General features: G+C 35.2%; 22 protein-coding genes. 6 read left to right on the forward strand and 16 right to left on the reverse strand.

Annotation, left to right across the window (positions count from 1 at the left end):
* Nucleotides 1–70: 70 nt before the first annotated feature.
* From B0I22_RS12305 to pncB, 4 genes are all read right to left on the reverse strand, one after another.
* On the reverse strand, nucleotides 71–487 hold the full coding sequence (locus B0I22_RS12305; protein WP_133945307.1) for an SH3 domain-containing protein: 417 nt from the start codon (nucleotides 485–487) through the stop codon (nucleotides 71–73).
* A gap of 6 nt (nucleotides 488–493) precedes the next feature.
* Nucleotides 494–973, reverse strand: coding sequence for a BON domain-containing protein (locus B0I22_RS12310; protein WP_133945309.1), 480 nt, complete (start codon nucleotides 971–973; stop codon nucleotides 494–496).
* A gap of 329 nt (nucleotides 974–1,302) precedes the next feature.
* Complete coding sequence (locus B0I22_RS12315; RefSeq protein WP_133945311.1) at nucleotides 1,303–2,313, reverse strand: phosphotransferase; 1,011 nt, start codon at nucleotides 2,311–2,313, stop codon at nucleotides 1,303–1,305.
* A 32-nt stretch (nucleotides 2,314–2,345) separates the two neighbouring features.
* Nucleotides 2,346–3,521, reverse strand: coding sequence for a nicotinate phosphoribosyltransferase (gene pncB, locus B0I22_RS12320; protein WP_133945313.1), 1,176 nt, complete (start codon nucleotides 3,519–3,521; stop codon nucleotides 2,346–2,348).
* A gap of 249 nt (nucleotides 3,522–3,770) precedes the next feature.
* Here pncB and B0I22_RS12325 point away from each other — a divergent pair, with 249 nt between their 5' ends.
* Entirely contained in the window at nucleotides 3,771–4,103 is a 333-nt protein-coding gene (locus B0I22_RS12325) for a hypothetical protein (RefSeq protein ID WP_133945315.1), read from the forward strand.
* Between the two features lie 98 nt (nucleotides 4,104–4,201).
* On the opposite strand, the gene B0I22_RS12330 is transcribed toward B0I22_RS12325, so the two are convergent.
* The gene (locus B0I22_RS12330) at nucleotides 4,202–5,248 is read right to left on the reverse strand and encodes a DUF3667 domain-containing protein (protein ID WP_133945317.1); all 1,047 of its coding nucleotides are present in this window, start codon (nucleotides 5,246–5,248) and stop codon (nucleotides 4,202–4,204) included.
* A gap of 214 nt (nucleotides 5,249–5,462) precedes the next feature.
* Between B0I22_RS12330 and rplM the strand changes: the two genes are divergently transcribed.
* The 3 genes from rplM to rpsB all read left to right on the forward strand — a co-directional run bounded on the left by rplM (nucleotide 5,463) and on the right by rpsB (nucleotide 7,278).
* Nucleotides 5,463–5,918: a 50S ribosomal protein L13 gene (rplM, locus tag B0I22_RS12335; RefSeq protein WP_133945319.1), complete on the forward strand. Its 456-nt coding sequence runs from the start codon at nucleotides 5,463–5,465 to the stop codon at nucleotides 5,916–5,918.
* Between the two features lie 5 nt (nucleotides 5,919–5,923).
* On the forward strand, nucleotides 5,924–6,310 hold the full coding sequence (gene rpsI, locus B0I22_RS12340; protein WP_133945321.1) for a 30S ribosomal protein S9: 387 nt from the start codon (nucleotides 5,924–5,926) through the stop codon (nucleotides 6,308–6,310).
* Nucleotides 6,311–6,516: 206 nt separating this feature from the next.
* Nucleotides 6,517–7,278: a 30S ribosomal protein S2 gene (gene rpsB / locus B0I22_RS12345; protein WP_028121230.1), complete on the forward strand. Its 762-nt coding sequence runs from the start codon at nucleotides 6,517–6,519 to the stop codon at nucleotides 7,276–7,278.
* Nucleotides 7,279–7,665: 387 nt separating this feature from the next.
* Here rpsB and B0I22_RS12350 read toward each other — a convergent pair whose 3' ends face one another.
* Together B0I22_RS12350 and gltX are read right to left on the reverse strand one after the other, a co-directional pair.
* Complete coding sequence (locus tag B0I22_RS12350; protein ID WP_133945323.1) at nucleotides 7,666–8,622, reverse strand: acetyl-CoA carboxylase carboxyltransferase subunit alpha; 957 nt, start codon at nucleotides 8,620–8,622, stop codon at nucleotides 7,666–7,668.
* A 228-nt stretch (nucleotides 8,623–8,850) separates the two neighbouring features.
* On the reverse strand, nucleotides 8,851–10,359 hold the full coding sequence (gene gltX / locus B0I22_RS12355) for a glutamate--tRNA ligase (protein WP_133945325.1): 1,509 nt from the start codon (nucleotides 10,357–10,359) through the stop codon (nucleotides 8,851–8,853).
* Nucleotides 10,360–10,540: 181 nt separating this feature from the next.
* Between gltX and B0I22_RS12360 the strand changes: the two genes are divergently transcribed.
* Nucleotides 10,541–10,885, forward strand: coding sequence for a phosphomannose isomerase type II C-terminal cupin domain (locus B0I22_RS12360; RefSeq protein WP_133945327.1), 345 nt, complete (start codon nucleotides 10,541–10,543; stop codon nucleotides 10,883–10,885).
* Nucleotides 10,886–10,891: 6 nt separating this feature from the next.
* On the opposite strand, the gene B0I22_RS12365 is transcribed toward B0I22_RS12360, so the two are convergent.
* The 3 genes from B0I22_RS12365 to B0I22_RS12375 are packed head-to-tail and all read right to left on the reverse strand — an operon-like array spanning nucleotide 10,892 to nucleotide 14,367.
* On the reverse strand, nucleotides 10,892–12,037 hold the full coding sequence (locus B0I22_RS12365; protein WP_133945329.1) for a glycosyltransferase: 1,146 nt from the start codon (nucleotides 12,035–12,037) through the stop codon (nucleotides 10,892–10,894).
* Between the two features lie 12 nt (nucleotides 12,038–12,049).
* Complete coding sequence (locus B0I22_RS12370) at nucleotides 12,050–13,339, reverse strand: glycosyltransferase (protein ID WP_133945331.1); 1,290 nt, start codon at nucleotides 13,337–13,339, stop codon at nucleotides 12,050–12,052.
* Between the two features lie 2 nt (nucleotides 13,340–13,341).
* The gene (locus B0I22_RS12375; RefSeq protein ID WP_133945333.1) at nucleotides 13,342–14,367 is read right to left on the reverse strand and encodes a WaaS/CpsH family glycosyltransferase; all 1,026 of its coding nucleotides are present in this window, start codon (nucleotides 14,365–14,367) and stop codon (nucleotides 13,342–13,344) included.
* A gap of 22 nt (nucleotides 14,368–14,389) precedes the next feature.
* On the opposite strand from B0I22_RS12375, the gene B0I22_RS12380 reads away from it, so the two are divergent.
* Nucleotides 14,390–15,463: a glycosyltransferase family 4 protein gene (locus B0I22_RS12380; RefSeq protein WP_133945335.1), complete on the forward strand. Its 1,074-nt coding sequence runs from the start codon at nucleotides 14,390–14,392 to the stop codon at nucleotides 15,461–15,463.
* Here B0I22_RS12380 and rocD read toward each other — a convergent pair.
* From rocD to pdxA, 6 genes are all read right to left on the reverse strand, one after another.
* Complete coding sequence (gene rocD / locus B0I22_RS12385; protein ID WP_133945336.1) at nucleotides 15,460–16,710, reverse strand: ornithine--oxo-acid transaminase; 1,251 nt, start codon at nucleotides 16,708–16,710, stop codon at nucleotides 15,460–15,462. The genes B0I22_RS12380 and rocD overlap by 4 nt on opposite strands.
* Before the next feature lie 103 nt (nucleotides 16,711–16,813).
* The gene (gene accC, locus B0I22_RS12390) at nucleotides 16,814–18,172 is read right to left on the reverse strand and encodes an acetyl-CoA carboxylase biotin carboxylase subunit (protein WP_133945338.1); all 1,359 of its coding nucleotides are present in this window, start codon (nucleotides 18,170–18,172) and stop codon (nucleotides 16,814–16,816) included.
* Nucleotides 18,173–18,252: 80 nt separating this feature from the next.
* On the reverse strand, nucleotides 18,253–18,726 hold the full coding sequence (accB, locus tag B0I22_RS12395) for an acetyl-CoA carboxylase biotin carboxyl carrier protein (protein ID WP_133945340.1): 474 nt from the start codon (nucleotides 18,724–18,726) through the stop codon (nucleotides 18,253–18,255).
* A 103-nt stretch (nucleotides 18,727–18,829) separates the two neighbouring features.
* A complete protein-coding gene (gene rpmF / locus B0I22_RS12400; protein ID WP_133945342.1) occupies nucleotides 18,830–19,033 on the reverse strand; it encodes a 50S ribosomal protein L32 in 204 nt (67 codons plus the stop codon).
* 48 nt (nucleotides 19,034–19,081) lie between these two features.
* Nucleotides 19,082–19,609: a YceD family protein gene (locus B0I22_RS12405; protein ID WP_133945343.1), complete on the reverse strand. Its 528-nt coding sequence runs from the start codon at nucleotides 19,607–19,609 to the stop codon at nucleotides 19,082–19,084.
* Nucleotides 19,610–19,731: 122 nt separating this feature from the next.
* A complete protein-coding gene (pdxA, locus tag B0I22_RS12410) occupies nucleotides 19,732–20,817 on the reverse strand; it encodes a 4-hydroxythreonine-4-phosphate dehydrogenase PdxA (protein ID WP_133945345.1) in 1,086 nt (361 codons plus the stop codon).
* Nucleotides 20,818–20,889: the final 72 nt, after the last annotated feature.

The following is a 20,889-nucleotide window of genomic DNA, read 5'->3' on the forward strand; positions in this document are numbered from 1 at the left end:
TTTTAGCTTTCAAAAATAGAAAAAACCCCTGAAAGATCAGAGGTTTCATTATTATTAAGTTGTTTTGAAATTAAGCTTTCAAATATCTTGCGTAAGCATAACCTTCCTCGCCATCAGCCGTTTTGATTTTCCACCAGTCGTCAGAAGATTGTTCTACCAAAGTTACAGTTTCTCCTTTTGCAGCTTTACCCACAATTGCTCCTTCTGTAGAAGGCTCTTGACGGATGTTTAGGTTAGATTCATCTGTTGCAACAGTCAAAGATGCGCCAGCTGCCAATCCGGAAACTTGTACATCTACATTGATGTCGGTTGCAGTATAAGAAGGGTCGATTGCACCCAATGCGTTCCAAACGCTGTCTTTTGCTGCGCTGTTTGTTGCTTTTCCAGTCACGTACAAAACGCCATCTTGCTCTTGTACAGAAAGGTCAGAAAGTCCAGCAGATTGTGCTGCAGAAACTACACTTGCATATTTATCTTGTAAACTCATTTGTGATTATTTTACGGTGATTTTGTTATCGTATTTACCAATTTTAAGAGCATCTACAGACTCTTTTACTTTTCTTGCGTTAGCAGAAGTTGTAGAACCTGTCAATGTCAAAGTTCCTGCAACATCTTCAGCTTTCACGCCCGGGATGTCTTTCAGCGCATCATTTACTCTTTGTAAAACAGCTGCGTCAACAACGTTCACTTCTACCGGCGCAGCTACAGGAGCTACAGTTGCCATATCGTGAACATCTTTTACGCCTTCTACTTTTTTCAAAGCTTCGATAGCGGCAAGTTTGTCGGCCTCTGTTGCGAAAACGCCACTCAGGTGCGCTTGTCCTTCTTTCACTTCCACAGAAGTTCCAGGATAAGACGTGATTACTGTTGTAGCTTGTGATGTCAAATCTGCATCAGAAACTTTCTTTTTACAAGAAACGGCTGTCATAGAAACCATCAAGGCAAGAGCAGCGATTTTAAATGTTTTTCTCATAGTATAAAAATAATTTTTAAGTTGTGCTTTTACAAGAATGAAAATTGATGCCAAAGAGTTAGATTTTTATAAATTCTTGAACATTTTTTCAAACTTTCACTAATTGTAAAATTAATTTATTTTTTTGTTCCATCAATAATATTTAATTAAAATTAATAGAATTGATGTTCAGTATTTTATATTAAGAAAAAACATATTTAGCAATAAGAAATATGAATTTTGATTATTGTTAGTTTAATAATCTTTTATGAGTGTATTTGAAGTGGAAAATTGGGTTTAAAATTATTTTATTCTCAAGAAATAGTTTCTCAATCCAAAAAACTTTTGGCTTATTTAAACTTCGTATTAGAAATTGTAGCTTCTTTGTTTTTATAATAATCTATCCAATTCTTTATTCTTCCAACAAACATTTTTAGATAGTTTTCAGTAAAAAATATATTAGACCAATCAAATCTCTGAGCCTGGACGCCTAAGTAAAAAATAAAAATCGAAGCGCCTGAATCTGCAATTAATTTTAGTTCAATTTCTGATAAATATCTTTCTTTTCTATAACCATCTAGAAAACTTTCAACCTTCGATTCGTAGATTTTTTTATCAGATTCTATGAAGAAAAGCTGTTTGCAGAAATACCCAATATCCATAATCAGCCACCCATTTCCACAATTGTCAAAGTCGAAAATGGTAATTTCGTTTTCATTATTCACGCTCAGATTATCGTACCAAATATCCAGATGAACTATGCCTTTCTGATTGTCGGATAAATTAACTTTTTGAAAGTTGTTGGATATTTTGGTACTTATTTCTTTAAGATATTTCATTTCATACAAATCTTCAGAAAAATAAGTAGTTAGGTAATCATAAGGTTGATTCAGCAAAACATCAGAATTATAATTTATCCTATCGATTTTTTTATTTGCTGTAATGTTGTGGATTTTCGCCAATAGAGAACCTATTGCAGAGCAGGTTTCATTGGTCATAAATCTCATTTTATCTCCTTTGGCAAATGAGAAAACGACAGCGTATCGAAGTCCTTCCGGCGCGTTTATTTCCTGAATGTAATTTCCGTCTTTGTCAGGAATTGGAAATGAAATCGAAAGATTGTGGCTTTGAAGTAATTTTAATAATTCTAATTCTTCTTGAATTTCGATTTTAGTTCTCCATTGATGACAGTAAACTCGGACAACAAATTTCGTGCTCGTGTCTGACAAAAAGTAAGTGTGATTGACGCCAGTTCTAAATAACTTACAATCGAAATTTTGATTTAATTGATATTTTTCTTTGATGAAATTTCCTAATTCTGTTTCAGATAATGTGGAAGCTGTTACTGGAAAAGTGGTCATTTTTAACTTCTATAATTTTAGCGATTTACTTTTTATTTAATCCTTAAAAACTCCTTCGCCAACTCAATCATTTTCGGGTCGCCCGTATATTTTCCTTTTTCGTCGGATAATTTCACAGTCGGAATCCATTCATTATTAATGCCTTTTACGCTGATGAGTTTCATTACGATATTCATTGGTTTGAGTCCGACATCATTTGTCAAATTAGTCCCAATTCCAAAAGAAATCCCGATTCTACCTTTGCAGTAATTTGTAATTTCTTCTACTTTTTCAAGATTTAATCCGTCTGAGAAAATAATGTATTTGAATAATGGATTGATGCCTTGCTTCTGATAATGTGCAATCGTTTTGTCCGCAAATTCCAAAGGGTCTCCGCTGTCGTGACGAACGCCGTCAAACAACTTCGCAAATTTCTTATCAAATTGCTGGAAGAAAACTTCCGTCGTATAAGTGTCGGAAAGTGCAACTCCAAGATCGCCACGGTAAACATCCACCCAATTTTCCAATGCGATAGAATTCGCCATCTTGAAACCAAATTCCGCCGCGTGAAACATAAACCATTCGTGCGCGTGGGTGCCAATTGGTTTTACGTTGTAAAGCATCGCCAAATGAACATTGGAAGTTCCTGTGAAAGTGGACTTCTTGTCCTGAATCAAAGCGTCCATTACCAATCTGTGAACTTTATAAGAATGTCTTCTTCGAGTCCCAAACTCCGCAAACGGAACACCGAGTTCTGTCAAATGAACAGCCTTTTCTACGGTTTTATCAATGACTTCTTCGTTGGTTTGTCTTTCCAGATGATTCATTTCATAATGAAGTTCACTGATAAGAGCGAGCAAAGGAACCTCCCAAAGAATCGTTCTGTACCAAAGTCCTTCTACAGAAACTTTAAGCTCTGTTCCACTTTGTTCAATTTTTACTTCAGATGGGTCGTAATGAAAACCTTCCAGAAAATCAAGATAGGGAAGTGCTAGATATGGACAAGTAACTTTCAGATATTTTTTTTCGTCTTTGGTCAGCTTCAGTTCTGCCATTGCATTGACAGATTTTCTGAGTTCGTCAGCAAAACCTTCCGGAAACTCGTGTTTTCCTCGATTGATGAATTCGTATTTTACAATTTCGTTGGTAAATAATTTCACGACTGCATTTTGCATTGTGATTTTGTAAAAGTCATTATCCAGAATAGAATTCAGCCGAACTTCGCGCATAAAAATATCGTTTACACAAATCTAAGGAATTTTGTTGAGGAGATTTTGGTTGTTTTAATTTTAAACCACAAAAGTCACACAAGCAGTATTATTTTTAGCTTTCCAAAGTTCAAAAAAGAAGAATGAAACTTAACTCTTTCCTTTTTTGCTCTTTTGAAAATGTTTTTAATTAGATTTTCTTTTGTGACTTTTGTGGTTTCGAAAACATCATAAAATTTACAATTCTTACTTTTGCAAAAATGATTTGAAATGGTAAAAGCGCTGATGTATTTTGTAGTCGGAACGTTAATTAGTTTTTTCTTGAGACGTTTTATGGGAGAGCCTGTAGGTTTTTGGGTAGAGCTTTATGTGGCTTCAGCTTTCGGAATCGGTTGGGGATTGGCTTATTTCGTTGACCATCCAGATTGGGCTTTGCCAAAAAAAATGGTAATTTCTTTTATTGGAATTGTTGCTTTGGTAATTGTCGGGCTGATATTTTTCGATTTCGAAACTGCAGTTCCTTCTATTATCAAATTCTCTACAGTTTTCGTAGCTTATTATATGATTGCAAGTTTCCGGGAAAGCAAATCGTTGAGATATTAGTTAGCTGATAGCATTTGGCTTTTGGCAATTTGCTTTCAATTTGATACTTATAATTTATAAAAAAGCCAGACTTCTTAGGAAATCTGGCTTTTGCTTTTTTAGTGAATCATCAAGAAACTTATGAATGCTAATCCTATTACTAAAAATAAAAACGCAAAATAATTAATCCAAAGCGTTATAAATCCGATGATTAAGCTTACTCTTTTTTGAGTTTGGTAAACCCGTTTGTGAGCTATGAAAAAATAGATGACGTCGTAAATGAAAATACAAGCAATTCCTAAGTATAAAAACTTGTTGATTGCTGGTATGCTAGAATATTCTGTGATTTTATATAATAACAATGAAAATAATAAAGAGAGCAACAGAAAGGAAAAGTAATGTAGTGTGAAAATACCGTGATCAAAATACCACCATCTCTTTTTGTTATGAAACAGCCATAAAATAAAAGCGAAAATCGGAAGGTAAATGAAAAGTGCTTTTGGAAGATTATGAATAGTTGTTTCTATAAATCCAGTTAAAATCTCACTTTTTTTGTAACCTTTCTTCTGTAGTTCAGCTAGTTTATTTGATATAGGTCGGTTGACGAAATTGTTGTCCGAAATGGTGACTTCATTATCCTGCAGTTTCTGGTCCAGATCCAAAGTTCTTTCAATTTGATTGATTTTTGAAGAGTCTGTAAGAGCAGAGTTGAGTTTCGCAATATACATACTATCTTCTTTCGTTAGCTTTTCTTTGGTCTTAGTGTCATTAATGGCTTTTTGTATTTCTGATATTTTGTCCTTTTGTGAAAATAACTTTGTCTTTCCTTTTCCTTCAAAATTAATATCAAAAGGTGGAAACACCGCAAACAGAAAAAATGTAATAAAACTGACGAAAATATAAAGCTTGACCGGTGGAACAAATTGCTGTCTTTTTCCTTCCAGATAAGTGGATGTCAATTTTCCAGGTTTGAAGAACAAGTTTTTCATCGTTCCCCAAAATTGCCCATCGTAATGCGTGAAGTCCTCTATGAAATGAGTGATGAGGAAATGGAAAGGTTGTTTAGTGTGGATGTTATGCTGACCACAGTTGGGGCAATATTTTTCCTCGACAATATGTTCGCAGTTTAAGCAGTCTTTTTCTTCTCTCAGTTTTCCGTGGCTCATTTTCAGAATTTTCACCAAAAATATAAAAAAGCAACCTTATATAAGAAGTCGGATATTAATTAATTTTTAAAATGCGGATGAGGATTTATTTCAATAACTCATTAATAATTAGAAATTTAAAATCTTTTTTGCGGATAAGTTTTTCATCCGAGAAAATTTTGCTACCTTTGCACACCCGTAAGGGAAAATTATGTTTAATCGTAAACGATAAATTGTGAATACATTAAGTTACAAAACAGTATCGGCAAACAAGGCTACAGCAAATAAAGAATGGGTTGTTGTAGATGCTGCTGAGCAACCGTTGGGAAGATTAGCTTCTACCGTTGCAAAGATTTTGAGAGGTAAGCACAAAACGAATTACACACCACACGTAGATTGTGGAGACAATGTAATCGTTTTGAACGCTGGGAAAGTTACACTTTCCGGAAACAAGTGGGCAGATAAAACTTACATCTGGCATACAGGATATCCTGGTGGTCAGAAGTTTATGACTGCTGAGGAGCTTAAGAAAAAAGATGCTCTTAAAGTATTAGAAAGATCTGTAAAGGGAATGCTTCCTAAAAACAGATTAGGTTCTGCTTTATTCAAAAACCTTTATTTATATGAAGGAACTGAGCACAAACACGAAGCGCAGCAGCCAAAAGTAATCAATGTTAACGAATTCAAATAATTAATATGTCTACAGTACACAAAATCGGAAGAAGAAAAACTTCTGTTGCAAGAGTGTTTGTTAAGCCAGGAACTGGTAACATCACGATAAACGGTAAAGATGCTAAGACTTATTTCTGTACAGATGTTTTGGTTTACAAAGTGAATCAGCCATTTTTGTTGACAGAAACACTTGAGCAATACGACCTTAAAGTTAATGTTTTTGGTGGAGGAATCACTGGTCAAGCTGAGGCTATCAGACTAGGAGTTTCTAGAGCATTGTGTGAAATTAACGAAGAATTCAGATTACTTCTTAAACCTCACGGATTGTTGACCAGAGACGCAAGAATGGTAGAGAGAAAGAAACCAGGTCAGAAAAAAGCGAGAAAGAGATTCCAATTCTCAAAACGTTAAGACTTGCTGTTGGCAAATGGCTTCTGGCTGTTGGCTACAGATTTTTTCAAATCATTTATTAAAGTTAATCCGGCGAAAAGCCAATTGCTATTAGCAAAAAGCCAAACGCCTATTGCCCGTTACGTTTAGCATCCAAACTTTACTCCCATCTAAAGTAAAGTTGATTGCAGAAAAGCGGAAAGTAAACTAACAAAAAACAAGAAAACATGGCAAAAGCAAATGTAAAAGACCTTTTAGAGGCTGGCGTACACTTCGGTCACATGACTAGAAAGTGGAATCCAAATATGGCTCCATACATTTTCATGGAGAAAAACGGTATTCACATCGTAGATTTACATAAAACAGCTGTTAAATTGGACGAGGCTTGTGTAGCTTTGGAAAAATTAACTTCTGCAGGTAAAAAAGTTCTTTTCGTAGCAACTAAAAAGCAAGCGAAAGAAGTAGTAGCAAAACACGCTGCTGAACTTAACATGCCTTATATTACAGAAAGATGGCCAGGTGGTATGCTTACAAACTTTGTAACTATCAGAAAAGCTGTGAAGAAAATGAACTCTATCGATAAAATGAAGAAAGACGGTACTTTCGAAACTTTATCTAAAAAAGAAAGATTACAAGTTGATCGTCAAAGAGCAAATCTTGAGAAAAACTTAGGATCTATCTCAGACATGGTTCGTCTTCCTTCAGCTATTTTCGTAGTTGACATTATGAGAGAGCACATCGCAGTAACTGAAGCTAAAAAATTGGGTATCCCAGTTTTCGGTATCGTAGATACTAACTCAGATCCAAGAAAAGTGGATTTCGTAATCCCAGGAAATGATGATGCTTCAAAATCTATTGATATGTTGTTGAGCGTAGTTTCAGAATCTATCAAAGAAGGTTTATCTCAAAGAAAAGCAGACAAAGAAAAATCTAAAGAAGAAGGCGAAAAAGTTTCTGCAGACGCAGATGCTGATTTCGATGCTGAATAATCAGATTTTATCTAAAATAGAAAAGCGGTTCAATTTATTTGAATCGCTTTTTTTGTAATATTATTTGAACAATAATTGATTTTGAAATTATTTTGGGCAGCTATTTGACATTCGTCGAAATCAATCTATTGATTTTTTATGGCAGCTTTTCCGCCTTCCGTTCCCGCTTTTTTTGCCAAGGCTTTTCCCAATCCAAAAAAGAGCTCCACTCAAGTCGGGCTGCAGCTTCGCAAGATTGGACATTTGGTTATAAATTCACGATTTGAATTTTATTGAAACTTAGACAAACAAAAAACCCTTCCAAAGTTTCAAACTCTGAAAGGGTTATATTTTATTAGGTTTAAAGGTGTTAAGCTAAAAGCAAAAAGCGAATTGCCAAAAGCCAAATTACCCTTTGAATTCTCCCATCGCAATGAATTTCTCCTGACGGTCGTTTACCAATTTCTCAGGCGCTTGCTTGGATAGTGATTTAATGTCTTTTAACAATACTTTCTTCACGTTCTCAAAAGTAGTCGCAGAATCATAATGTGCGCCTCCTAACGGTTCTGGAATAATGCCGTCAATTAATTCCTGTTTTAGCATATCATCAGAAGTCAGCTTCATCGTTGTTGCTGCAGTTTCTTTGTATTCCCAGCTTCTCCAAAGGATTGCCGAACAGTTTTCCGGAGAGATTACAGAATACCAAGTATTCTCCATCATATAAACTTTATTCCCAACACCAATTCCCAATGCGCCACCACTTGCACCTTCACCGATGATGATGGTGATAATTGGCACTTTTAGAGAGCACATTTCAAAGATGTTTCTAGCAATCGCCTCACCTTGTCCACGTTCCTCAGCTTCAAGACCTGGATAAGCGCCTGGTGTATCAATCAAAGTTACTACAGGAATGTTGAATTTCTCTGCCAATTTCATCAAACGCAAAGCCTTTCTGTAACCTTCAGGATTCGACATTCCGAAACGTCTGTGCTGACGTTCCTTTGTTGTTCTTCCTTTTTGAGTTCCTATCAACATTACCGTGTTTCCGCTGATGCTGGCAATTCCGCCAATCATCGCAGGATCATCACCAAAGTTTCTGTCACCGTGAAGTTCTACAAAACTTCCAGCGTCCGCCAAACCGTTGATGTAATCAAGCGTGTAAGGTCTGTCCGGATGTCTCGATAGCTGAACTTTTTGCCAAGGCGTCAGATTTCCGTATATTTTTTTCTTAGTTTCTTCTATTTTGGTTTTGATCTTTTTGCAGGATTCATCTACATCAATGCCGCTTTCTGTACCCAGTTGCACACATTTTTCGTACTGATCTATCAATTCCTTTACAGGTTGTTCAAATTCTAAATATTCCATGTTTTGTTTGGATTAAACCCTCAAAAATAATGTTTTTTTTTGAATTGGATTTTATTTAATCGCAAAGGTTTAGTTTTAATTCCGATTATTTAGGGAGCAAAGTTTTTATCAATTAAAATTGACTTGAGGAAGCTTGAATTTTAACTCAGATCCTTCTTCATCGACAAGGTAGAAATCTTTGCTCACTTGAAAAATCAGTTTCTTCTTTAAATCTTTGCGTTTAAAATATTAATTTATACTTATAGCTTTTTCTAGTCTTGCAAGCGTTTCTTCTTTCCCGATAATGTTCATAATGTCTGGAACATCGGGACCTTTCAGTTCGCCTACTAATGCAAGACGAAGTGGCATCATCACTTTTCCCATTCCCAAAGAATGCTCTTCTGCAAAATGATGAATCGCCTCTTTCAAAGTTTCAGAATCAAATTCTGAAGTTTCTAATTTCCCTGCGAAATCCTTCAAAATCGCTGAAGTTGTATCGTTCCAAGCTTTTTTCAATGCTTTTTCGTCGTAAGAAGTTGGCGCTTCGAAGAAGAATTTTCCATCGTTGTAAATATCAATCACAAAAGTTGCTCTTTCTTTCATCAATGAAACGATTTTCAATAATTTGTCATCAGAAAGATTTAAAGCTTTCACTTCCTCAACCTCTTTTAATAATTCTAAAACTTCTTCATTCGATTTTAGTTTCAAATATTCTTGATTAAACCATTTTGCTTTCTGAGGGTCAAATCTTGCGCCTGCTTTATGAACTTTGTGAAGATCAAATTCTGCAATCATTTCGTCCATAGAAACAATTTCTCTGTCGTTTGCTGGTGTCCAACCCAACAAAGCTGTCATATTAATAAAAGCTTCTGGAAAATAACCAGATTCTTTGTAACCTTTCCAGATCTCATCACTTTCAGGATCTTTGAAGTTCATTGGGAAAACCGGAAATCCGAATTTGGCGCCGTCTCTTTTGCTTAATTTTCCTTTGCCTTCTGGTTTTAATATTAATGATAAATGAGCGAATTCCGGAGCTTCCCAATTCATCGCTTCATAAAGCAAAACGTGCAATGGCATAGATGGCAACCATTCTTCACCACGGATCACGTGAGAAATTTTCATTTCGAAATCATCAACCACATTAGCGAAATGGTAAGTTGGCATTCCGTCATTTTTAATCAAAACCTTGTCGTCCAAAGTATTTGTATTCACAGAAAAATTACCTCTAATGATGTCCTGAAGATTCAACGTTCTATCAACCGGCATTTTGAAACGAACGACGTAAGGAACTTTTGCATCCAACAATTTCTGAACTTCGTCTTGAGAAAGAGAAATACTATTTTTAAGTTGTTGTCTTGTCTGATGATTGTAAGAGAAAACATCGCCTTTGGCCTCGAAGTCTTTTCGGATCGCATCCAATTCTTCTGGTGTATCAAAAGCTAAATAAGCATACTCTGTTTTCAGGATTTGCTCTTTGTATCTGTCGTAGATGTCGCGTCTTTCAGATTGTCTGTAAGGCGCGTAAGGCCCGCCAACTCTTGGGCTTTCGTCTGGAATGATACCGCACCATTCGAGAGAATTCATAATGTAATCTTCCGCACCTTCAACATATCTTGCCGTGTCTGTATCTTCGATTCTAAGGACAAACTCGCCACCTTGGTTTTTTGCGAAAAGGTAGTCATATAAAGCAGTTCGAACACCGCCTAAGTGTAAAGCTCCTGTTGGACTTGGCGCAAAACGCACTCTTACTTTTTTCATAATCAAATATTTGTTTTTTCAGAAGTCATAAAAGATTATTATTGATAAATGATAAAATCTGCTTTATAACATTCTGATGTCTAAAAAATGTGGTGCAAAATTAAGAAATTCTGAGCGTTTTGCCTTTTGAATTTGGTTAATCTTTTCCGAAATAGTACTTTTGCTTATTAAAATAAGAGTTATGTTAGAAATTGGCGAAAGACCTTGGGGAACTTATTTTGTTTTGGCAGATGAACCTCATTACAAGCTGAAGAGAATTATCGTGAATCCAGGTGGGAAATTGTCTTACCAGTTTCACCATCACCGTCAGGAGTTCTGGACAATTGTAGAAGGAAACGCTGTTGTGATTTTGGACGAAAAGGAAATTCAACTTGCTTACGGCGAAAGTATCTTCATCCCGCAAGGCGCGAAACACAGAATCATGAATCTTACAGACAAGCCTGTTGTTTTTGTAGAAGTACAGACTGGGACTTACTTTGGTGAGGATGATATTGTGAGATTGGATGATGAATATGATAGAGAGTAAATTTTATCACATTAATATTGATTTCCAAGATTGCGCTATTTTATCTTCCATAAAATGTTCTTTAAAATAGGTTTTGCTTTGATTTTTTATTAAATCATAAAATTCTTGATTCGATAATACTATTTCAATATTTGATGCAAATTCTAGAGGGTTATCTGCCGTTATACATCCATTAGCATTTTTATCAAGAAAACCATCTACTGTTTTAGTCGTTCCAATCACAGGTAAACCATAGGATAAAGCCTCTACAACTTTAATTTTGATACCTGTACCTTCTAGCATAGGGCAAAGAGCAACTTTTGAATTGTAATATAAGCCATCAAGATCTTCAGCATAAATAATTTTATCAAGATTTTCAAAATCTGGGATGTGATTACAAATCCTACCTATCACACAAATTTTTGTTTTAATTTTAATCAATGGAAACACTGTCTCAAAAAACCATTTTAGTGCTTTGATATTGAATGGGTTATCGGAGCCAACGAATATAAGGTCATACTTTTTCTCGGAAAACTTTAAAGTTTCATTTTCTGTTTTGTCTGGAAAGCCCGGCGGGATATTAATAACTTTTTTTCCAAGAAAACTTTTAAAAATAAAATATTCATCAATGGAAATGGTAACAATGTGATTAAAAAATGATAAGTTTTTAATTTCCTCGCCAAATTTTTCGCCTATATCTATTTTGGGATTATTGTAGAAGTTGTTAAGCGTCATCCAATCGTGAGTATCTATAATAAGCTTGGATTGTTTTGCTATTGTATTATGGACGAGTGGAGCCCAAGTTTCGTAATTAACAAAAATTAGATCATATTTTTTTTGTGAAAGAATTTTCTCAAAAGAATCGATAGTATAACTACTGAGGAAACCATTGTATTTAAATGGTTTATTAATTTTTTTTTTGAATTTATATTTCAAATAAACTAGGATATTTTTCTTATTCGGTTTTTTTGAAATTAAAAATAATGTATTCACAACATTTTTATCAAAATATTCCTTGTCCGACATTTCTTGGTAAACATCCTTAGAACCTACCAGGTCAATTTCATAACCTATTTTTTTTAGGATGTTAAGCGTGGAAAATGCTCTTTTGACATTGCCCGCCCTGTTTGAGAAGGGATTTTCGGGGAAGAAGAATATTGCTTTTTTTATCATTTGCTTCGTAGTTTATTCCCAAAAATACTTCCTGTTTTTTCCTGTAATTTTGTTTTGGAAATTTTTAAAACCTTCTTTCAGTTTTATTGATGACAGACTTCGGAGTTTATCAATTTTCTTTTGAAGGATTTCATTTTCAAATTGCATAAGTTGTACTTCTTGAGAAGCAGAACTTGATTTGAATGGTAAAATTTCCTTATGAATTACATGTAATCTTTTCTTTATTTGATTTCCAATTTTTTCTGGACTCAATTCTTTGCGTACGTCAGCTTTACCGCGTTCGGCAATTATTTCAGAACTTTTGGGATTTTCAAAAATGTATTTCATCAGTTCCGATGCATGAGCAATGTCAGGATCAGCCCACAGATTTTTATCATTGCTTCCATAGTAAATCTCACCAGTAGAGATGAGATTGTACTTTACAAGAAAACTATTGTTAATATTCATAAACTCCGCATTTGCAGAGAATGCCGTTGCAACTACTGGTTTTCCAAAAAACATAGCTTCCGCCATAGTGAGTCCAAATCCTTCTGAGCGGTGGAGCGAGACAAAACAGTCACAAATATTGATTAATCCTTGAAGTTTTTTAGTTTCTAGAATTTCTTCAATTAGGATGATGCTTTTATTATCAGCAATTCGTGAAAGTAGTTTTGATTTTTCGGTTGGAAACTTTGTTGATATTGAGGTTTTAATGACCAACAGGGTTTTAGTATCGTTTTTTCCAAACGCTTTTTCGTATGCTTCAATCGTTGCAAATGGATTTTTTCTTTCGATATTACTGTGATAATCAAACATTGTTAGAAAAACAAATTTCTCCTCCGATAAGTCAAATTCCGAACGTCTAAACTCCGATTCTTCCATCGCAATAGAATGCATCACTTTCAAAGTAGGGAGCGTAGAATCCTTGGAGATTGCCTCAGCGCAGAAATTACTTGGTACCCAGATTTCATCAAGGATTTTGAAAAACGGTTTTGCTTCCTCAGGCAAAGAATCCAGCTCCCAAGCCCAGAAACCAATGTTGTACTTCCCTTCGAAATAAGATTTGTTTTTATCACTAAAGAAATTATTAAGATTGTCAAAATTAACCTGAATTAAATTAACATTGTAAGGGTTTTCCTCAGTAAGATTGGCTATGTGATGATTGCCAGATTTTATTTCCTTCAGCAAAGAAAAATTGACATCATTTACAACAAAAGGAATATTGGCCGTTTTTACAGCATTTATATTAGCCCGAACTGCCACACCAAGTCCAAAGTCTTTGTTAATGTAACCGGAAATATTGATTCCAAATTTTTCTTCCATAATTATTTTGGTAACTTTATTTCTTCAAAAGGAGGAATGTCTAAGACATAATTCAACCAGTTGGTGAAAGAATATTTTTGTTTTAATTTCTCATTTACTTTAGAATAAGGCTTTTTCATAAAATCTAAAAGTTCATCTGTAGTAGAAGATGTTGTATCCCAAATGAATATATTTTCCGGTTTATAGAAGTCATATTTTTTGATTTCGGAATTTGTAGTAATTAGTTTTTTGTCATAGTATAAAGCTTCAAACGTTCTAAAAGATAATCCTTTATGAGCAGTGTTTAAGAAATCAACCACAATTTTGCTCTGCTTTAAAAAACTAATGTTTTCTTCATAGGACAGATGCTTGAAAATATATTCTACATCATCATTTGGAAATTCTTTTGCCAAATGTACTGGTTGGCAGTAAATCATAATCTTGGGGACAAAATGATGAGCGGTTAAAAAATTAGTAAAATCAATAATACTTTGCATTCTTTTTCTTACGAAACTACCTACAAAATAGACATCATAAATTTCTTCATTTTGTGACGCGTCTTTGTCATAATCAAAATAAAAATTAGTCAGGGGAAGAAGAACTTTATCTTTCGATGAAATGTCGTTCTCATCAAAAACAAAAAATCGGTCGAAGTATTTTATTGTTGCGTGTACAGCTGGAAAACGATGCAAACCATCCCACTGATATCCCACCAGTTTATTAGATTTTTTTTTAATTTTTTTGATAACCTCAATAGGATAAATATCTGGGCGAATCAACAAAGCATAATCCGCTTTTTCAATACTATTCAGCTTTGAATTGATTTCAGAGGCATATTTTTTAAATTTTAGTCTCGTTTTGTATCCCTTGTCGTTCAAAAATGTTTTTCTGAGAAAGTTATAAAATTTGTCAAAAAAACTCGGATATTTGAAGTCGTGATCTACATAGCTGATATCAACAACAGTAAAACCAAGTTGCGTAAGATTTTTTTCCAGATTCTTGTAGAAACTGAAACTCTTTGGAAGACCTATAATGATGGTTTTACTCATAGATAAATGAAATAACAAAAGTATGAAAAATAATATTCTCATTGATGCGGAACGGACGAGATATCTTTCTGGCATTTCTGTGGTTTGCAGAAATCTCCTTAAAGGTCTCAGTGAAATACCCGAAAGAAAATTCAACTTTACCATTTATGCAGATATCAAGAAGTTTGGGTCACAAAAAAGAATGATTTTTAAACCGTGGAAATTTTGGCACAAGCTTTTCCACAGCAATTTAAACTCTTTTGACATCGTTCACATTTTTCATCAATCTAGTGATTACTTTCCTACAAAATTCAATGGTAAGAAAATTCTCACTGTTCATGATCTTAATTTTTTGCATGAAAATATTTCAGAATCAAAGAAGAACAGGATTTTAAAAAAAGTCACTAATAATCTTAAAGAAACAGATCACATCGTCTGTATTTCCAATTTTGTGAAGCAAGATTTTGAAAAGAATCAACATCTATTTGATCTGAAAAAACTGAAATCTATCGAAGTCATTCATAATGGAATCAGCTTTCCAGAGGATAAAGATTATAATTTGAACAGTTTCCCATTTCTGGATCAAAAAAAATATCTGATTAATATTGGCGTTTTATTTCCCAAAAAAAATCAACTGACATTAATTAAAATGCTGATTTTTACAGAATTGCATTTGGTGCTTGTAACATCCGAAAGTAAAAGCGATTACGAAGAGCAAATTCTTTCTGAGATCAAAGATTTGAATTTAGAAGATAGAGTTCATATTTTGAAATGCATTTCTGATAACGATAAATATGCGCTTCTTAAAAACTGTGAAGGTCTTTGCCAGCCGTCCTTGGCAGAGGGTTTTGGTATTCCGCCAATTGAAGCGATGTATTTTGGTAAACCCGTTTTTTTATCAACTTTTACCAGTCTTCCAGAAGTAGGAGGGAAGTATGCTTTTTACTTTCAAAACTTTGAAGCAAAAGAAATGGCGCAAACCGTCATCAGTGGTTTGGAAAAATATAAAACCCAACCAGAACTGAAAAATCAGTTGACAGATTGGGCTTTACAATTCGATTATAAAGTGATGGCAAATCAATACCACAACTTGTATCAAAGGATTTTGAATGATTAATTAGAGTATTCCAAAACCGTTTTTTCAATTATTTTTACACATTCCAAAAGCTGTTCCTCGGTGATTACCAAAGGCGGCGCCAATCGGATGATATTTCCATGTGTAGGTTTTGCAAGTAGTCCGTTTTCTTTTAGATTAACGCAAAGATTCCAAGCCGTTTTGCTGTCCGGAGTATCGTTGATCAAGATGGCATTCAGCAAACCTTTTCCTCTCACTTTGGTGATGAGATCAGATTTTTCTATTAATTTCTCAATTTCCGAACGGAATAGTTTTCCTAATTCTTCAGCTCTTTCGGATAACTTTTCATCTGCCACAACATCCAAAGCAGCCACCGCAACAGCGCAAGCGATCGGATTTCCACCGAAAGTCGAACCGTGTTGTCCTGGTTTGATGACATTCATAATTTCGTCGTTCGCTAAAACTGCAGAGACTGGATACATTCCTCCAGACAAAGCTTTTCCAAGAATTAAAATATCTGGCTGAACATTTTCGTGATGACAAGCAATCAATCTTCCCGTTCTTGCAATTCCGGTTTGGACTTCGTCTGCTATGAAAAGAACATTGTATTTTTTACAAAGCTCAGAAGCACTTTTCAAAAAGCCTTCATCAGGAACATAAACACCAGCTTCACCTTGAATTGGCTCTGCTAAAAATGCGGCGATATTTTGAGAATCTTGTTTTAAGATTTCTTCCAAAGCATTCAAATCATTGTAAGGGATTTTCTCAAAACCTGGCGTAAAAGGACCATAATTTTGATTCGCATCCGGATCATTAGAAAAAGAAACAATGGTTGTAGTTCTACCGTGGAAGTTATTTTCACAAACGATAATCTTCGCAGCATTTTCAGCAATGCCTTTGACTTCGTAGCTCCATTTTCTGGCTAATTTCACAGCAGTTTCAACCGCTTCAGCTCCGGAATTCATTGGAAGAACTTTATCAAAACCGAAAAGCGTTGTGATTTTTCTCTCGTATTCTCCAAGATTTGAATTGTAAAAAGCTCTCGATGTTAAAGCCAATTTCTTAGCTTGATTGACCAACGCTTCTACAATTTTTGGATGAGAATGCCCTTGATTGACAGCAGAATAAGCGGAAAGAAAATCGTAATATTTTTTGCCTTCTACATCCCAAACAAAAACGCCTTCACCTTTTTCCAAAACCACAGGAAGCGGATGGTAATTATGAGCACCATATTGATTTTCGAGGTCGATGAAATACTGCGATTTTTTTTCTTGAACTGCTGTTGACATAACTTTTAATTTTTGTAAAAATAATAAATTTGGAATCAATAAGACCTAATAAAAATGCCCAACTTTTAAAGTCAGGCATTTTTATCTATAAGGATGATAATCTTTAGATATGATTATCAAAACTTTTATCCATTACAAAATCTTCCATAAACTTGGTCGTGTAATTTCCCGCCAGGAAATCCTCATTTTCCAATAGTTGTCTGTGGAAAGGAATAGTCGTTTTTACACCTTCGATATAGAACTCTTCCAAAGCACGTTTCATTTTTGCAATCGCTTCATCTCTTGTTTGAGCTGTTACGATTAATTTCGCAATCATCGAATCGTAGTTGGATGGAATTGTGTAGCCAGAATAAACGTGCGTATCAACTCTCACACCGTGTCCACCAGGAATATTAAGTTCTTTAATTTTTCCCGGAGAAGGACGGAAATCTGCGTAAGGATCTTCTGCGTTGATTCTGCACTCGATGGCGTGCATTTTTGGATAGTAATTTTTACCACTGATTGGTGATCCTGATGCCAATAAAATCTGCTCACGAATCAAGTCATAATCTACAACTTGCTCAGTAATTGGATGTTCTACCTGGATTCTCGTATTCATTTCCATGAAGTAGAAATTCCTGTGTTTGTCTACCAAAAATTCTATTGTTCCAACACCTTCGTAAGCAATGTATTCTGCTGCTTTTACAGCCGCAGCACCCATTTTTTCACGAAGTTCATCCGTCATAAAAGGAGAAGGTGTTTCCTCTATCAGTTTTTGATTTCTTCTTTGGATAGAACAGTCTCTTTCAGAAAGGTGACAAGCTTTACCAAATTGATCTCCAGCAATTTGGATTTCAATATGTCTTGGTTCTTCGATCAATTTTTCCATGTACATTCCGCCGTTTCCAAAAGCTGCAACAGCTTCCTGGATTGCAGAATCCCAATGTTCTTTCAGATCTTCTTCTTTCCAAACGGCTCTCATTCCTTTTCCACCACCACCGGCAGTTGCTTTGATCATCACAGGATAACCAACTACTTTTGCGGTAGCCTTTGCGTCTTCATAGGAATCTATCAAACCTTCGGAACCGGGAACACAAGGGATTCCAGCTTCTTTCATAGTCGCTTTAGCCGTAGCTTTGTCGCCCATTTTTTCAATTTGTTCCGGAGTTGCTCCGATGAATTTGATTCCATTTTTTGCACAGATTCTAGAGAAATTTGCATTCTCAGAAAGAAAACCGTACCCAGGGTGGATGGCGTCTGCATTGGTAATCTCTGCAGCAGCAATGATATTTGGAATTTTAAGATAAGAGTCTTTGCTCATTGGCGGACCAATACAAACTGCCTCATCCGCAAAACGAACGTGGAGACTGTCTTTGTCTGCTGTAGAATAAACAGCAACAGTTTTGATCCCCATTTCTTTAGCCGTACGAAGGATTCGCATTGCAATCTCGCCACGGTTTGCGATTAATATTTTTTTGAACATCTTAATGTAATTTGAAATTTGAAATTTTTAATTTGAAATTGATTTATTATCAATTATCAATCATCATTAATCAATTATAATTAAGACGGATCTACCAAAAATAATGGTTGATCATATTCTACCGGAGAAGCGTCATCAACTAAGATTTTTACAATTTTTCCGCTAACTTCGGACTCTATCTGGTTGAAAAGTTTCATTGCTTCAATCACACACACCGTTTTTCCTTCTGTTACAGAATCGCCTACATTGACGAAAACATCTTTGTCTGGAGATGGTTTTCTGTAGAAAGTTCCAATCATTGGAGATTTGATTGTGATATATTTGCTGTCATCTGCAGAGCTAGCTGCTTCAGAACCTGCAGCCGGAGCTACTGGGCTGGCAGCTGGAGCAGAAACTGGAGTCTGATATGCAACTTGAGGAGTGACATAGCTTACAGGCTCACCTCCAAGTGGTGTTTTGATGTAGATTTCGAAGTCTTTATTTTTATATTTTACTTCGGAAACTCCTGCTTTTGCTACAAATCTTACAAGATTCTGAATGTCTTTAATATCCATAAAATTTTAATTGTTTTGAATGCCAAATATAATAAAAAACCACTCAAATTAATAAAATCCGAGTGGTTTTTTATGCTAAGTATAAGATTATCAAAGATAATTCTTAGTTTTCTTCTATAGTTTCTACGTTTTTCTCTACTACAACTTTTCCTCTGTAGTATAGTTTTCCTTCGTGCCAGTGCGCTCTGTGGTATAAGTGCATTTCGCCAGACGTTGCGTCTTTAGCCAATTGAGGAACTACAGCTTTGTAGTGTGTTCTTCTTTTATCTCTTCTTGTAGACGACTGTCTTCTTTTAGGATGTGCCATTGTTAGTACTTTTTAAAAAATTCTTTCGAATTATATTGTTGTTATTTCTTAATTATTGTCTTTTAATTTCTTCAAAGCTTCCCATCTCGGGTCAACTTGTTCCTCTTCTTCCTCGATTATTTTTGGACTGTATTTGTCTAAAAGATTCTGATATTCCTCATTGTCTTTTACAGAAGGTGCTACTTTCTTCATTGGGATTGATAAAACCACCGTTTCGTAGATAAGGTTTGCAATGTTGAAATCGCTGTCTTTTCTGTTGATGGTGATTACATCCTCGTTGCTGTCATCGTATTCTTCTCCAAATTTCACAAGAACTTTCAAATCGTTTTCTATGTTTTCGGAAAATTCATCATTGCTAATGTCGCAAATCAATTGAACGGTTCCCGAAACTTCGAATATGAATTCCAAAAATGTCGTGTGCTTGTCCAAAAGAACATTTACATTAATATTTGGGTTGAAAAACTCCTGTTCAGTCTCAAATAAATCAAAGAACTCCTGATTGATCTCATAATTGAAATCGTGCTTTCCTGGTTTTAAGCCTACAAAAGCAATGTCGTAGTTTCTAAATCTGTCCATAAAAATGGTTTGCAAAAATAATTTAATTTTTTCAAATAACAAAATATTTTTTGGAAATACTTGAATTGCAAAAAATTAGTCCTCCAAAAACTTATTTTAATGTCTCAATTTTGAAGAAAGTTTTATCTTTCTTTTGGTAAATCCTCGTCTGGTCCGCTGTGTGCGTGTGTCGCTTTCGGACGGAGACGGTGCGCTCTCAATTCCTGATATTCGTCTCGGCTTTTAAAAATATCGATGGCTGTAAAAATAGCTTCGGAAAATGAAGTTTCGTCCGCAATATTTTTCCCCGCAATATCGTAGGCAACGCCGTGGTCTGGCGAAGTTCTGATAAAAGGTAATCCCGCAGTGTAGTTCACGCCTTCTTCATAAGCAATCGTTTTGAACGGTGCCAAACCTTGGTCGTGGTACATTGCTAAAACGGCGTCGAACGCTTTATATTTCTCCGGTTGGAAGAAACTATCCGCTGGATAAGGACCGAAAGCCATAATTCCCTCATTAAACAAATCCTGAATCGCAGGTTGAATGATTTCGATTTCTTCTTTTCCGATAACGCCACCGTCGCCAGCGTGAGGATTGAGTCCGAGAACGGCAATTTTCGGCTTTTCTACGCAGAAATCTTCTTTAAGTGTTGCAACCAATTGCTTGACTTGTTTTTTTAAATTTTCTTTGGTAATGTTGCTTGCAATCTCAGCAACCGGAATGTGATGTGTGGAAACTGCTACTTTCAAAGCTTCTGTTACCATAAACATCACGGCTTTTTTGCCTGCTTTTTCTTCGAAATAACCGGTGTGGCCAGCGTGAGCAAAACCATATTTCATCATTTCGTCTTTGTTGATGGGCGCCGTTACAAGAACGTCGATTTCTTTGTTTAATAATGCTTCTGTTGCGGAGTTCAAAGAGTCGATGGCCATTTTTGTGGATTCTTCCGTTGGGACACCAAATTCTATATTGCTGTTTTCCTTGGTCAGATTCACCATATTGATTTTACCTGACTGAGCTTCTTTCGCTTCGTTGATGTAATTGAAATTGGTCTGAAGTTTAAAAACATTTTTCTGATAAGTGAACAGTTTTCCTGAACCAAAGATGACGGGCGTAAAAAAGTCTGTGATGGATTTATCTTTCAGAGATTTGAGAATGATTTCCGGACCGATTCCGTTGAAATCGCCGATTGAAATTCCTACTCTGATTTTATGGTGTTTGGAGCTCATTTGTTTATCTTTGACATTTATAAAGAATTTACAAAATTACAATTTTTTAGGTAGTTTTTCTTATGAAACGGA

It is taken from the genome of Epilithonimonas xixisoli (assembly GCF_004365655.1).
GTDB lineage: Bacteria > Bacteroidota > Bacteroidia > Flavobacteriales > Weeksellaceae > Epilithonimonas > Epilithonimonas xixisoli.